At 46.2% G+C, this 14,171-nt stretch carries 13 protein-coding genes and 1 tRNA gene; 9 read left to right on the forward strand and 5 right to left on the reverse strand.

Annotated features, from left to right (window positions below; all coding sequences use genetic code 11):
• Positions 1–21 precede the first annotated feature (21 nt).
• A tRNA-Leu gene (locus MN199_RS11915) sits at positions 22–108 on the forward strand.
• A gap of 32 nt (positions 109–140) precedes the next feature.
• On the opposite strand, the gene MN199_RS11920 is transcribed toward MN199_RS11915, so the two are convergent.
• Entirely contained in the window at positions 141–893 is a 753-nt protein-coding gene (locus MN199_RS11920; RefSeq protein WP_335739561.1) for a substrate-binding periplasmic protein, read from the reverse strand.
• Between the two features lie 213 nt (positions 894–1,106).
• Between MN199_RS11920 and MN199_RS11925 the strand changes: the two genes are divergently transcribed.
• The 8 genes from MN199_RS11925 to MN199_RS11960 all read left to right on the forward strand — a co-directional run bounded on the left by MN199_RS11925 (position 1,107) and on the right by MN199_RS11960 (position 8,681).
• Positions 1,107–2,249, forward strand: coding sequence for a cytochrome P450 (locus MN199_RS11925; RefSeq protein WP_335739562.1), 1,143 nt, complete (start codon positions 1,107–1,109; stop codon positions 2,247–2,249).
• 236 nt (positions 2,250–2,485) lie between these two features.
• Entirely contained in the window at positions 2,486–3,712 is a 1,227-nt protein-coding gene (locus MN199_RS11930; RefSeq protein WP_335739563.1) for an adenosine deaminase family protein, read from the forward strand.
• Between the two features lie 350 nt (positions 3,713–4,062).
• Positions 4,063–4,263, forward strand: a complete 201-nt coding sequence (locus MN199_RS11935) for a hypothetical protein (RefSeq protein ID WP_335739564.1) — start codon at positions 4,063–4,065, stop codon at positions 4,261–4,263.
• Between the two features lie 126 nt (positions 4,264–4,389).
• A complete protein-coding gene (locus MN199_RS11940; RefSeq protein ID WP_132581063.1) occupies positions 4,390–5,808 on the forward strand; it encodes a sensor histidine kinase in 1,419 nt (472 codons plus the stop codon).
• Positions 5,805–6,407 (forward strand): hypothetical protein, encoded by a 603-nt coding sequence (locus MN199_RS11945; RefSeq protein ID WP_335739565.1) that lies wholly within the window; start codon positions 5,805–5,807, stop codon positions 6,405–6,407. Before MN199_RS11940 ends, MN199_RS11945 begins: the two co-directional genes overlap by 4 nt.
• Positions 6,394–7,743: a sigma 54-interacting transcriptional regulator gene (locus MN199_RS11950; RefSeq protein WP_132581059.1), complete on the forward strand. Its 1,350-nt coding sequence runs from the start codon at positions 6,394–6,396 to the stop codon at positions 7,741–7,743. The genes MN199_RS11945 and MN199_RS11950 overlap by 14 nt, the downstream gene beginning before the upstream one ends.
• A gap of 5 nt (positions 7,744–7,748) precedes the next feature.
• The gene (locus MN199_RS11955; RefSeq protein ID WP_335739566.1) at positions 7,749–8,105 is read left to right on the forward strand and encodes a DUF2288 domain-containing protein; all 357 of its coding nucleotides are present in this window, start codon (positions 7,749–7,751) and stop codon (positions 8,103–8,105) included.
• A gap of 24 nt (positions 8,106–8,129) precedes the next feature.
• A complete protein-coding gene (locus MN199_RS11960; RefSeq protein WP_132581055.1) occupies positions 8,130–8,681 on the forward strand; it encodes an acyl-CoA thioesterase in 552 nt (183 codons plus the stop codon).
• Between the two features lie 71 nt (positions 8,682–8,752).
• Here the strand turns inward: MN199_RS11960 and ggt are convergent, their stop codons facing one another.
• The 4 genes from ggt to MN199_RS11980 form a co-directional block, all read right to left on the reverse strand.
• Entirely contained in the window at positions 8,753–10,477 is a 1,725-nt protein-coding gene (gene ggt, locus MN199_RS11965) for a gamma-glutamyltransferase (protein WP_335739567.1), read from the reverse strand.
• Between the two features lie 94 nt (positions 10,478–10,571).
• Positions 10,572–10,967, reverse strand: coding sequence for an acyl-CoA thioesterase (locus MN199_RS11970; protein WP_132581051.1), 396 nt, complete (start codon positions 10,965–10,967; stop codon positions 10,572–10,574).
• Positions 10,968–11,062: 95 nt separating this feature from the next.
• Entirely contained in the window at positions 11,063–11,743 is a 681-nt protein-coding gene (locus MN199_RS11975) for a Fe2+-dependent dioxygenase (RefSeq protein WP_335739568.1), read from the reverse strand.
• Between the two features lie 86 nt (positions 11,744–11,829).
• Complete coding sequence (locus tag MN199_RS11980; protein ID WP_335739569.1) at positions 11,830–14,034, reverse strand: TonB-dependent receptor; 2,205 nt, start codon at positions 14,032–14,034, stop codon at positions 11,830–11,832.
• Positions 14,035–14,171: the final 137 nt, after the last annotated feature.

A 14,171-nucleotide genomic window follows, 5' to 3' on the forward strand; every position in this document is an offset into this window, starting at 1 on the left:
TATTTACGCGACAGCGACTCTGCCCGGGTGGTGAAATCGGTAGACACAAGGGATTTAAAATCCCTCGGGGGAAACCCCGTGCCGGTTCAAGTCCGGCCCCGGGCACCATTTATCTTCCATGTAACAACAAATCAAACTCTTTATAAATCAGTACTACCTAGAATGGCTAAGCGCGAGCTTGGGATCTGTTCCCATACCGCCTGAACCTGTGCTGTGGTTAGCTTATTTTGCTTACGATTTATAGCGAAAAATATTGGCTGACTGTAGAACATAATATCTAACTTCTTTATATTTGCCTGACTTTGCTGCGCGAGCATTTTATCACCGGCTTCTTCGGCTAACACCACACCGTCTACTCTACCACTGCCAAGTAACGATATGCTAGCATTAACACCATCTTGTATCGGTTGTAATACCCCTAACGTTTTTAGTTTGTTTTCTATGACAAAACCTTTGGGTGCGGCCAAGCCATATTTTACATTGTCAAACTTAACGCCGTTCCAGGTCAAAGCGCTGGTTCTCAGGGTATAAATTGGATAATTGACAAAATACAGCCTTAAAGACGCATTGACGCTATTGTCATCTGCGGTTGGAAAAATGAGGTTTTGACTACGCTCTTCGTCCCAGCCCACACCAATTACGCCATCGTATTCGCCATTCATTGTCGCCGACACACACCGACGCCAAGGTAAACGAACAAGAGAAAACGAGATGCCCTGCTGTTGTAACGCGTGTGCTGTTATCGCTGAATGCTGGCCAAAATAAGATTGGTTATCTACTTTGAACTCGGCAAGAAAGGGGTCTTCTGCGGCAGATTCTTGGCATAACTTTAATAGCTCTGCTTGGGCTGGCAAACACACTAAAAAAGTGAGTAGCATGATTCTTAAGTTCATCTGCTGGTTATTACCTTTAACCTAGGCCGCGTTAACAAATTAAAGCTAACGCCAATTGTACAATTAAGCAACACATTGTCGATTTTTGTCCTCATTATTAGCACTACAGAGTAGGTAAGGCTACTTATTTTGCAGTATTGCCCAGCGGCAAAGCGATACGGCAAAATAGACCAGCTGTAAGCTGAATTGCGCCACCCCACTGTAGGAGCCCCGATGACCGACCATATGCCTGATGATTTATCTATTATGGGCCGTGACTTACGCGCCTATACCGATGAATTGCGCCCTAAACATCCCGTGGTGCGAAATGCGTATGGCGAGTGGGTGCTGCTGCGGCATGCCGACGTCGTTACTGCGGCGTTAGATCATCAGCGCTTTTCTAGCAATGCGTCGCGTTTTCTCCAAATACCTAATGGTTTAGATGGTGACAAACATACGCAATACCGAACTATTATTGAGCGCCATCTAAGTCATGAGGCTTTAGCCCCCTTTATACCCGTGTTTAAACAGGTGGCCGCCACATTAGTTGCAGAACTGCCTAAAGGTGTAGTGCTAGATGCAGTACAAGATATTGGCGCGGTATTTGCGGTGCGTGCGCAATGTGCGTGGTTGGGTTGGCCCGCAGCGCTAGAACCGCAATTATTGGGCTGGATGGCGAAAAACCATGCCGCTACCCGTTCAGCAGATCACAATAAGATGGCTGATGTTGCGCATGAGTTTGATAATATTATTCGCTCAGTCATTATGCCAAGGCGCGAGCTAGCGAATGAAAAACAAGACGATGTAACCAGCAAACTATGTCAAGAACGCATTGATGACCGCTTATTAAGCGAGCCTGAACTAGTGTCTATTTTACGCAATTGGACCGGTGGCGATCTGGGCTCTATTGCGCTGTGTGTTGGGGTTATTGTCGCGCATATTGCTCAGAACCCCGAATGCATTCCTACTCTTCGCACAGCAACAAATAGCCAGATAGATGCGTTTATTGATGAAATATTACGCCTTGACGACCCATTTGTCTCAAACCGACGCATTACTACCTGCCCCGTTGATATTGGCGGTCAAACTATTCCCAGTGGCGCTAAGGTTAAATTAAATTGGACGTCAGCCAATCGCGATGAGTCTATTTTTAATAACAACAAATTTGATCCGTCTGGCAATGCCGACGCCAACCTTGTTTACGGTATAGGCAAACACGTTTGCCCAGGGCGACTACTTGCTACTTGGGAGCTGCGCATTGCGCTACAAGCATTACTGGATAGCACGCAAAGTATTAGCTTTGCGCTTAACCAGCCAGTAGAGCGAGAAACTGCACCTGTAGGTGGCTTTCATAAGGTGCCTGTAGTGTTGGGCTAATAGTATTGCGCTAATAGCTTTGCCAGTTAGCGTATAAACGCAGCACGACTAACCGTTAACGCACTAAATGCCAGCCAACGATTACCGGTAGCTAAAGCATCACGTAAGCCTTTTGGTGCCTCTGTTTCAGTATTTTTTAACACATAAGCCACTTACTAGGTGATTATTATTTTTAGCCGACGAAAGCCAGCATATTTGCGATACACTATTCACTGCACAACGTTAAAGGAGCGGTTATGCCACGTTATTCTGCTGAATTTATCAAAGACATGCCTAAGTCGGATTTACATCTGCACTTAGATGGCAGTTTGCGCTTAGAAAGCCTTATTGAAATGGCAAAACGCAGTGGTGTGCAATTACCTGCCGATACTGTCGCCGGTTTAAAAAAATTGGTATTTAAAGATAAATATCAAAACCTTGGCGAATACTTACATTGCTTCCAATATACCTGCGCGGTGCTGCGCGATATGGATAATTTAGAGCGTGCCGCTTACGAACTCGCTATTGATAACCAGCTAGAAGGCGTTAACTATATTGAAGTGCGCTTTGCACCACAGCTGCTGATTGACCTTGCCAAGGGTATTAACTTAGACAAGGTAATGCATGCGGTAAATAATGGCTTAAAACGCGCAATGCAAGAATATAACCAAAGCGCTGACGTTAAAAACGGCCACAAGCCGCCATTTGCTTATGGCATTATTAACTGCGCTATGCGCATGTTTGGTGATAAAGGCTTTTCACCTTATTACACTAATTTGTTTCAATTAATGCATGACTTTGCGCCTATGGACGTGATTAAGCTAGCGGCCATGGAATTAGTACGTGCCAGTGTACGCTTACGCGACACTGAGGGTATTCCAATTGTTGGCTTAGACTTAGCTGGGCAAGAATCAGGCTATCCCGCTAGCAAATTTAAAGAAGTCTATGAATATGCTCATCAACACTTTTTACTAAAAACCCTGCATGCCGGTGAGGCTTACGGTGCAGAAAGCGTATTTGAGGCGCTGACCGAATGCTACGCCGATCGCATTGGCCATGGTTATTCTATGTTTATTCCAGAGATGATTACCGAGCCAAGTATTACCGATAAAGCAGCGTATATCCGTAACCTAGCGTCCTATCTTGCCGACAAGCGTATCGCGGTTGAGGTGTGCTTAACCAGTAACCTACAAACCAACCCCGCGCTTGACGATATCAAAAAGCATAAATTTAAAGATATGCTTGAGCATCGCATTGCCACCGTTATTTGTACCGACAACCGACTAGTCTCGAATACTACAGTTTGCAAAGAATACCAGCTGGCGTTAGATAACTTTGATATTCCACTTAAACGCCTAAAAGATATCGTTGCTTACGGTTTTAAAAAAAGCTTTTTCCCTGGCAGCTATGTAGAAAAACGTGAATATGCTAAACGCTGTTTAGAATATTTTGATCTCGTTGCAAAGCGACACAATCTTACCTAATAAAAACAACAACTTAAACCAAGTGTCGCAAAAAGCATACACTGTAACCATCTGAAATATATAGCATATATTTACAAGCCAGATTAACTGTCGCAAATCAGCAACAGTTAATCTGCTTATCTTAACCCAGCCTAGCAACAACAAAACATAACCCAATGTAATTAAACAACTTAAAAATAAATTTCAGAGTTGGCCTGCGCTTTGCATTAGTAAAGATAAGCGACGTTACAGGAGAATGTCGCAAGTGCAAGTCTCAGAGTTTTAAGCTCAGGTGCCTTTGCCACATTCTCCTTTGAACTGTCTTAACGCAGCGCATTAAAGTAAGCAGGCTGCACTTACCGGAGGTTGTTATGGACTTTTTCTTACTGGGTACAATGCTGTTTTTGCTAGCCAACGTTGCTGTTGTAGTTAGCATGTTACGCCGGGTAAACCTGAACAACGATAGCGTATTAGCTTGGGAGCACGCTCAGTTTGCCGTTACTGCTCAACCAGTAACTATCGAGCTACCAGCACACGCTTATCAAGCCACTTATTTAGCTAAGGCTGCTTAGCACTCGTTACATATTCCCGTTAACTCAGCCTTTGTGCTGATTTTATAGGCCAGTACCCCACTGGCCTTTTTTTTTAATCAGCGAAATGGGTTATGCTTACTGGCCCAGTGTTTACGACAGATATTTATGCGCTTTTCAATACAAACTGCATCTTTGCGTCAATTGGTTTTATTAAGCTTTTTTCTGGCACTGATCCCAGTGGCCGTATTAATGTGGCAAAGCCACCGCGCGTTAAACGGTGTCAGCCAAAATGCCGTAACCGAGGCAGAATCGTCTATTGCCGCAGTGCGTCGTGCAGAAAACATGCAAAATCTCGTGGTCGATATTGAACGTGCAGTGCGCCAGCACGCCGTGGTCAAAACTGATGCGCTGGCCCGAGTAGCGCGTTCGCATCTAAATAACTACCAAGCCTTACTACAGCAGGTATGTGACAACGTCGGCCAACCACAATTATGCCAACAGCAGCAATATCAATTAAGTATTTTACTCGACACCTTTAGTGCGCTTAACAGCAAAGAACTCGAGCCGATAATGCAGCAGTTTCGTTTACAGCAGCAGCAATTAACCCAGCAAATTTGGTTAAGGCTAGAACAAAATTTACAGCATCAGCAGCAGTTTGTGGTTGAAAGCCAGCAGCTATTAGCTTGGCAAACGGTTGTGTTAGTGGTTTTAACTTTGCTATTAGTATTGTGGGCATCGGGCCGCATTACCGCACCAGTGCGCAAACTTGATAAAATGATCCGGGCTATAGGTCAGCAGCATCAGTTTCCTGATGAAAAGCTTACTGGCCCACGCGAGCTTACAGAACTTGGTGAACAATTACGCTGGCTTAGCTCGCGCTTACAGCAATTAGAGGCCCTAAGGCTTATTTTGCTGCGCCATGCTTCGCATGAATTAAAAACACCGTTATCCAGCATTCGTGAAGGTTGTTCGCTATTAAGCGAGCAGTTAGTTGGCCCGCTTAATGCGCAGCAGCTCGAAGTGGTCGGTTTATTAAATGGCAGTGCCGATCGCCTAAGCGTGCTAACCGAGCAGTTACTCGATTACAACCGACTGTTACAGCAAGCTAAGCCTGAGCCTGACTGGCATTCGCCACAGCAAATGTTAAGCGATTGCTTTAACGACCACGCCCTGTCGTTACAGCAACGTGGTCAGGCTATTGAGCTAAATTGCCCACTAAGCACAATTTACACCGACGCGACGCTATTCCGGCGTATACTAGATAACCTGATAAACAATGCCCAAGCCTACGGTAGCCAAGGCAGCCCGGTATGGGTTAAGTTGTATCAGCAAGAACACCAATTAATTTTGGATGTTGCCAATAATGGTAACCCGATACCTACCGCGTTGCGGGAAAAGCTATTTGAGCCATTTCAACGTGGCACCACACCTAGGTTTGACGCAGTGCAAGGCTCAGGCTTAGGTTTATCTATTGTCGCCGACTGCGCCCGCTTACTAGGTGGCCATGCCGACATTGTTGATGTAATTTATGCCGACGTTTGTATTCGGGTAAAATTACCGCTGTTAGAGGAAAAATCAGCATGAAAACCGGACTCATCATCCTGTTCAGCCTAACGTTAGCCGGCTGTCAGCTAACCCCACCCTTGGCACCTGAAACAGCACCGCAAGCTCTGCCACAAATAGAGCCAACAGCGAGCCATTCGCCAGCACTCGAACCCGTTAATACGCCGCTTAGCTTGCACGACGACGCTTTGACACTACAAGCTTGGATTAGCTACCGCGCCAGCATACTAAACCAAATGGACGAAGAGCGAGAACTGCTGGCAAATGACAGCGTGCAAGACGACGTATGGCAGTTAAAGCGCACTATATTGCAACTACACCCTGATACGCCCTACTTAACTCGGTTACGCATACAAATGCAATTGGCCGAACAACTAGCCGCCTTGCCTGCACCTTTAGCCGCATTACTAAGCTGGGATCTGGCTTTTAACCAAAAGTTGCTAGAAGCAGAGTCTGCCGTTAGTGCTCTTACTCGGCTAAATGCGCAGCAGCACGACAATATTGAACGCTTACAAAAAACCAATAAAGAGCTACAAAAGAAAATAGATGCGCTAACGCAAATTGAAGCCCAGCTAAACCAGTCAACCAAACTGCAAGAGGACCATAATGGCCAGCCCTAAGCCCCGCTTATTGCTTGTAGACGACGACCCCAGTTTACTGCGGTTGTTAACACTGCGCCTAGAAGGTGAAGGTTATCAGGTAATTAGCGCCGACAGTGCTGAAGCGGCCTTGCCGCTGCTGACTAAGCACAGTGTAGATGTGGTGCTAAGCGACTTACGCATGCCTGGGTTAGATGGCATGAGCCTATTTGATGAAATTGCCAAGCGTTATCCCGGTTTACCTGTGGTATTAATGACGGCACACGGCTCGATACCCGAGGCTGTTGCCGCAACCCAACGCGGCGTATTTGGCTTCTTAACTAAGCCCCTTAATACCGCAGAGCTGCGCGACATTTTGCAAAATGCGGTGCACTTATCGGTGCCAGAACAAGCCGAGTGGCGTGCAGAAATTATTACGCGCTCGCGCTTAATGGAAGAGGTATTAGAGCAAAGCTACCGCGTAGCTCAACGCGACGTTAGCATATTGATCACCGGTGCCAGCGGTACCGGTAAAGAATTGCTCGCTAAGGCCATTCATAAAGCTAGCCCGCGTGCGGCTAATGCTTTTGTTGCGATAAATTGCGGCGCCTTACCAGAGCATTTACTCGAGTCTGAACTGTTTGGTCATACCAAGGGCGCTTTTACCGGTGCCGTTACCGAGCATGGCGGGTTATTTCGTGAAGCCGATGGCGGCACACTGTTTTTAGATGAAATTGGCGACATGCCGGTATCATTACAAGTTAAATTATTACGCGCCTTGCAAGAGCGACAAATTCGGCCGGTTGGCAGCGCAAAAACCATTCCTATTAACGTGCGTGTGCTGTCGGCCACCCACCGCGATTTACAACAAGCTATGCAAGATGGCAGCTTTCGTGAAGACTTATACTACCGCTTAAATGTGGTTAATTTACAGCTACCGTCATTAGAAAAACGACCAGAAGACATTCCACTGCTGGCGCGCCATGTATTACAACAAAGCGTACGCCGGCATAAGGTCGATGTTACCCGTTTTTCCGACGATGCCATGCAATTGCTTGCCACTGCAAAATGGCCAGGTAATGTGCGCCAACTGGTCAACGTCGTCGAACAATGTGTGGCCTTAACCCATAGCCCCGTTATTGCAGCGGCGCAGGTAGAACAAGCGTTATCGCAAAACAGTAGCTTTTGGCCTACGCTAACCGAAGCGCGTGACCAATTTGAACGCCAATATCTAGTTCGGGTTTTGCAGATGACCGAAGGTAACGTAACCCGCGCCGCAGAGCTGGCTGGGCGTAACCGTACCGATTTTTATAAGTTATTGAAAAAACACGAGCTTAGCGCCGCGCAAATAACTGAACAAAACGATGAAGCTGAGTAATATTGATGACTGCTATTACCCCATCTGACGCACATCTAATTGATGACGAACACAACCCAGAGCTAATAAAAGCGAAAATTATTAGCGAAACCGCACGCATTAACTGGCGAGAACTGCAAAAGTTTTATGCTGCAGGTTCGGTTATTACCGTAGCGCCAAACTTAGATTTAGTTGAAGTGGCTTTTGCCTTTAACCGTGATGATAAAAATGCCGTGGCGAATTGGTTAGCAAGCGGTTTAGTGGCTCGCACTTCAGAGCAACAAGCCAATATGTGGTATCAACAACAAACCGAGCTATGGGCTGCTGTGGTATCACCGTGGATATTAGTGCAAGATAAGCCGTTAGCTAACACCTTAAATTAACGCCTAGCAGAGCAGTATAACAACATGAGCGATATCTATAAAAAAAGCAGTAGTTCGCGGGTTACCTTGTCGCAGTTAATGCTGCCATCACACTCTAATTTTAGCGGTAAAATTCATGGTGGCTATTTGCTGTCGCTAATGGACCAAATTGCCTTTGCTTGTGGCTCTAAATACAGTGGTAAATACTGTGTTACTGCCTCAGTTGATCGGGTAGATTTTCTTAACCCCATTGAAGTGGGTGAACTGGTCACGCTAAAAGCCATGGTTATTTTTGTCGGTAATAGCTCTATGGTGGTGGGTATTCGCGTAGAAGCGCAAAATATTCAAACCGGCAAGGTAAAGCATTGTAACTCCTCATATTTCACCATGATCGCCAAAGACGAACAGGGCAACAATGCGCGAGTGCCCCGGCTAATTTTAAACAGCAAAGAAGAAGTGCTGCGCTTTGTAAAAACCACGCAGCGTTTAAAACTACGTCAAAGCTATGCTGAACTTTGCACCGATTTTGATGGCGACATGCAACAAGCCATAGACAAAATTACCCAAGATTTTGGCGCTCAGGTGCAGCTGCCTTAATAGCTACCCGCAAAATTAACCCTAAACCAGCACGGGGCGGCCACTATCCGTGCTGTTTTGCCTACTTACTGTTAGTAACCGGCTGCTTGACCATCTTTACGTGATTCTGATGCACCTAGCCATACGCCATTTTTATGATCGCGCATAATGGCCTGATAACCACCATAACCGCCTAAACCGTAGCGAACATCATGGCCTTTTTGCATTAGGCCGCGCACTGTTTCATAGGGCACACCGCGCTCCACTTCAATATAACCGCCATTGTCTAAGTACATATCGGCGTTATCGGTTGGCTCGGTATTACCCAAATGTTGCCAACGTGCAGCGTCTCCGGCCTCTTGTAAGTTCATGCCATAATCGGCCATATTCACTACAATTTGTACGTGCCCTTGCGGCTGCATTGCGCCACCCATTACGCCAAAGCTGATAAGGGGTTTGTTATCTTTAGTCACAAAGGCCGGAATAATAGTTTGAAATGGCCGCTTACCCGGTTGGTATACGTTGGCGTGCTTTTTATCCATCGAGAACATTTCACCGCGGTCTTGAAAGACAAAACCTAAGCCCGGTACTACTACACCTGAACCCATACCACGGTAGTTACTTTGAATGAGCGACACCATATTGCCGTGTTTATCGGCGGTGGTCATATAAATAGTATCACCTTGATACAACGCAGGGTTACCGGCGTCTACTCGTTTTGCGGCTTTGTCGCCAATTAATTTTGCGCGTTCGCGGCCATATTCTGCCGAAATAAGCCCAGCTACTGGCACTTTGTTAAAGTCTTGATCGGCATAAAACTTGGCGCGGTCTTCAAACGCCAGTTTTTTTGCTTCAACTAATAAATGTAAACTTTCTACGGTATTAAAGCCTGCCGCCTTTAAATCAAAATTCTTTAATATTTGTAGCATTTGCAGCGCAGCAATGCCTTGGCCATTAGGCGGCAATTCCCATAACGTATAACCTTTGTAGTCAACACCCACGGGCTCTACCCAATCGGAGTGGTGGTTAGCAAAATCGGCAAAGCGTAAATAACCGCCGTTAGCGCGCATAAAGCGGTCTATTTCTACCGCAATATCGCCTTTGTAAAACGCATCACGGCCATCTTTAGCTAGTTTTTTTAACGTACTGGCTAGCGCAGGGTTTTTAAACATTTCGCCTTTGGCCGGCGCTTTGCCATTAATAGTAAAGGTGCCGCTAAAATCGCCCGGTTGCTTGCTTAGTACTGGCACGCTGCGATCCCAGTAATAGGCAATTAGCTCACTTACCGGAAAGCCTTGTTCCGCATAGCTAATAGCCGGTTGTAAAATATCGCTCATTGGCAGGCTGCCAAACTTTTTATGCAGCGCAAACCAACCATCTACCGCACCCGGCACACTAATAGGTAACATACCATGTGGCGGCAAGCTGGTGCGGTTTAGGGTTTTAAGCTCATGTGCCAGCATGTCGTAACTTAAACTAAGTGGCGAGCGGCCAGACGCATTTAAGCCGTGTAATTTTTGCGTTTTAGCATCCCAAACAATGGCGTATAAGTCGCCACCAATGCCGTTACCTGTGGGTTCCATTAAGCCTAATGCCGCGTTGGCAGCGATAGCGGCATCAATAGCATTACCGCCACGTTTCATTACGTCTAAGGCAATTTGTGTCGCAAGTGGCTGGCTGGTTGCCGCCATGGCAGTAGGGGCGATAACTTCAGAGCGGCTAGCAAAATCAGCACCGGTTATTCGGTCATAACTGTGCGCTTGGCCAGCGACGGCCAAGCCAACACTGGCAGCAACAGCAACAATAAGGCTTTTCATAGCAGGGTTCCTAGCATGAGTGTGTTAATGACACTACGTGGCAAGTGGCAAAGCCGCCATCACTTTACGACCAAATAATGGCTAATTGCGGTAGTTATACCGACAGTAAATGCTGATTAAGTAAACGTTTTTGCTCAACTGAGAGCGGTTTTGCTGTATTGGCAACATAATCGAACTGCACCATCACTGCTGTACCCGATACGGTTTTTACACCGTCTTGCCAGGCTTCTTGGTACACATCGAACGAACTACCGCCAATACGGCTAATATAAGTACGTACTTCAACTTCCTCGCCGTATTGGGTTTGGGCGTGATAATCAAGCTTAATACTGGCAATAATAAGCGGCCATTGCTGCAGGTTTAGCTCTGGCGTAAAAATTTTAAATACGCCTTGGCGCGCACCTTCAAACCACACGGCAAATACCGTGTTATTAATATGGCCCAAGGCATCGGTATCAGAAAAACGTGGCTGTAGTACTTCACTAAACATAATATCGTCCTATAAATCGCTAGATATAAATTCGACGATTATCATGCGCCAGCATTAAACTCGATACAAGTAACGCGGTTAGACAAATAATATTGCTAGGTTTGAGCCCACTGTCGCAGCAAGTTATGGTAAACACCGGTAAGCTGCACTATTTCTTGGCTATCGGCTACTTGTTGGCGTAACGACTGAATTGCCATATCCATATCAAATAACAGGCTACGCTTTTCATCACTGGCTACCATACTTTGTAACCAAAAAAATGAGGCTAAACGTCGCCCTCGCGTTACCGGTGTCACCTTGTGTAAGCTGGTTGACGGGTACAACACCATATCACCGGCGGCCAGTTTTACCTTGTGCGCGCCAAAGGTATCTTCAATAACTAATTCACCACCGTCGTACTCATCCGGCTCAGAAAAAAACAACGTCATCGATAAATCGGTGCGTACTTTTACTGGTGTGCCCGGCACTTGCCGAATAGCATTATCAACATGCACGCCAAACGACTGGCCACCTTGGTAACAGTTAAACAAGGGCGGAAATATTTTTAGCGGTAATGCGGCGGACATAAACAGCTTATTTACCGCCAGCGCCTGAAGCACCATATCGCCTAATTGCTTAGCTTCACGGCTACTTTCTGGCAGTTGTAAGTTATGTTTGGCCTGCGCCGACTGATAACCGGCAGTAACATTACCATCAGCCCAATCAGCTGCTAGCAATAACTCTTTGCCAGCAGCTACCTGCGCTTTAGTTAATACCTGTGGAATTTTTAACAGCATTTCAACTCCGGTGAAAATTAACGTGGTATTTAACGGAGAAAACCCCGCACACATTGCTGCTAGCGGGGCTTAACACTCGCGTGTATTTAGAAACTGTAACTTGCGGTTACACTAACATAACGCCCAGCACCAGGAATAAAGTGCCCGCCACCTAACTGCTCGATATAACGTTTATCGGTTAAGTTAACACCGTTTAGCTGTAGGCCTAACTTTTCTGTGGCTTGGTACGACAACATAATATCGTAGCTGGTGTAACCTGGGGCAACTTTGCGCGTTGCGGTAGAACCGTTATAACGCTCGCCCACGTATTGCGCACCACCACCAAAGGCCAGTTGGTCGTTAAAGTCGTAACGGCTCCAAACACTTAACGAATGTTTAGGCGTGCGAGCCAACTCCATTCCCACTTGGTTGGCAGCACTGCCTTCTGCGCTAATTACTTCGCTGTCTTGATAGGTGTAAGAACCAATAACTGTCCAGTTAGGCTGTAAATAACCTACTGCACTTAGCTCAAGGCCTTGCACTCGCTGCTCGCCATTTAGCGTATATTCACCGCTAAAGTCTGGATCTGGTGTGCGCGCATGGTTTTTATCGGTTCTAAATAGGGCCACGCTAGTTAATAGGCGTCCATCTAGCAAGTCCCATTTAGTACCAAGTTCAATACTACGGGTTTCCTCTGGGTCTAATTCCGACATATTGCCAGTAGCTGATACCGTTAAGCCTTCAGCCGATGGGTTAAACGAATTACCGTAGGCAAAGTAAATGCTGCCGTTAGCTGCAGGTTTGTACACTACGCCGGCGTTCCAACTTAAAATAGAATCTTTCGTATCAACCGTTAACGTAGGATCTGCGTAGTTATACTGATAATCAGTTTTAAAGTTGTCCCAACGCGCACCTAAGGTCAGCTCCCATTGCGGGTCTAACGTCAAAGTATCAAACACATATAGCGCAGTACTTTTGCCTTTAGCTTTGGTACTAGTGCCGTCTCGGCCATAAATACCGGTGTAGGCTTTACGTGGGTCTGGGTTATATAAATCGACTAAAACGGGCGTGCTATCTAAATTGTCGTCCACTAAATCAACCGTATTCCAGCGCTTAAAGGTTTCACTAGCCCACTCGACACCAGTGACTAGGTTATGTTTTACGCTGCCGGTTTGGTATTCACCAATTAGATCAAACTGCACTGCCGATAATGAATTTTTCGTATCACGAGTTTTTTCATCGCTTTGCCGCACGTCGGTACTGGTTTTCTGATTAATAAAACGCGGCGCGGTAACAATGCTTTCACGCGCGACTGAGCCTACCCGTGCTTGAACCCGCAAGGTTGTTGTATTGCTTATATCTTGTTCAAACCGCGCGGTTAGCGATTGCCCTTTTATATCTTCGTAATCACGAAATACGTTACCGTAAAAGTTATCAAAGCTTACCGGTGGTGCTTTATTAATATAGGGCGCCAACGCAGGTATTGCTGCCGCATCCGACACCCAAGGTAAGCCATAGTCAGATAAGTTATCTTGTTTTTGATATTCAGCATTAATGCTAAAGCGCTGCTCAGTACCTATGCCGGTTGCCAATGACAATGCTGCGGCATTTTTACTATTAAACACTTCGTTGCGACCAGCAACGTCAATATCGTCCGATAATAAGTTAAGCCGCAGGGCCGTGGTTTCGCCCACAGCAACATTACTATCAAGCATGGCACGATAATCAGACTCTGTGCCTAAACGCAGGCTAACATCGGTAAATTGGTCTAATTTCGCAGTTTTTGATTGTAAGTTGATGCTACCGCCTGTCGCGCCGCGGCCAGACACGGCAGAACCTGGGCCTTTTGCGACTTCAATGCTTTCTAAGTTGTAGGTGTCACGGCTATAACCGGCAATATCACGAATACCATCAACAAAAATATCGGTGCTAGCACTAAAACCACGAATTGACATGCTATCGCCGCTTGGCGCGCCACCTTCACCAGCCGCTAGTGAAATACCCGACACGTTACGCAGCGCATCACGCAAGCTATCAACTGAACGATCTTTCATTACCGCTTGAGGTATAACGGTAATGGTTTTTGCAGTGTCTAGTAATGGCTGAGTAAGTTTGAAATTAGCCGAACGTTCAACTTTTACGTCGCCTTCAGTACTGGTTTTTGCTTCAGCTACGGCCAGCTCTTGTACCGGTTCGGTTTGTTGCGCATGAGCTTGCGCAGCTAGTACAGCACAGGCTAGCGTAACGGCTAGGGCCAGAGGCGCCTTATTAAACTTGGTACCGTTATTGGCAGAATCAGCCTTTAATGTCATGTTTTGCTCCATGTTTTTGTCGTTCTAGCGCTCGAATAGCGCATCAATCCGGACGGTTGTATGCCGGCATTTATTTATCGGCGAATATGCTAGCACTGCGATAATGCAATGTAAATGAGAAAGATTATCAGTTGCGT

This window comes from Rheinheimera metallidurans, from assembly GCF_036983985.1.
GTDB classification, from domain to species: Bacteria; Pseudomonadota; Gammaproteobacteria; order Enterobacterales; family Alteromonadaceae; genus Alishewanella; species Alishewanella metallidurans.

Bases quoted from the DNA above. Each gene is read 5' to 3' on its own strand.
- MN199_RS11925 (WP_335739562.1), top strand. From the start codon at position 1,107: ATGACCGACCATATGCCTGATGATTTATCTATTATGGGCCGTGACTTA.
- MN199_RS11980 (WP_335739569.1), bottom strand. From the start codon at position 14,034: ATGACATTAAAGGCTGATTCTGCCAATAACGGTACCAAGTTTAATAAG.
- MN199_RS11960 (WP_132581055.1), top strand. From the start codon at position 8,130: ATGAGCGATATCTATAAAAAAAGCAGTAGTTCGCGGGTTACCTTGTCG.
- MN199_RS11955 (WP_335739566.1), top strand. From the start codon at position 7,749: ATGACTGCTATTACCCCATCTGACGCACATCTAATTGATGACGAACAC.
- ggt (WP_335739567.1), bottom strand. From the start codon at position 10,477: ATGAAAAGCCTTATTGTTGCTGTTGCTGCCAGTGTTGGCTTGGCCGTC.
- MN199_RS11945 (WP_335739565.1), top strand. From the start codon at position 5,805: ATGAAAACCGGACTCATCATCCTGTTCAGCCTAACGTTAGCCGGCTGT.
- MN199_RS11930 (WP_335739563.1), top strand. From the start codon at position 2,486: ATGCCACGTTATTCTGCTGAATTTATCAAAGACATGCCTAAGTCGGAT.
- MN199_RS11920 (WP_335739561.1), bottom strand. From the start codon at position 893: ATGAACTTAAGAATCATGCTACTCACTTTTTTAGTGTGTTTGCCAGCC.
- MN199_RS11970 (WP_132581051.1), bottom strand. From the start codon at position 10,967: ATGTTTAGTGAAGTACTACAGCCACGTTTTTCTGATACCGATGCCTTG.
- MN199_RS11935 (WP_335739564.1), top strand. From the start codon at position 4,063: ATGGACTTTTTCTTACTGGGTACAATGCTGTTTTTGCTAGCCAACGTT.
- MN199_RS11950 (WP_132581059.1), top strand. From the start codon at position 6,394: ATGGCCAGCCCTAAGCCCCGCTTATTGCTTGTAGACGACGACCCCAGT.
- MN199_RS11975 (WP_335739568.1), bottom strand. From the start codon at position 11,743: ATGCTGTTAAAAATTCCACAGGTATTAACTAAAGCGCAGGTAGCTGCT.
- MN199_RS11940 (WP_132581063.1), top strand. From the start codon at position 4,390: ATGCGCTTTTCAATACAAACTGCATCTTTGCGTCAATTGGTTTTATTA.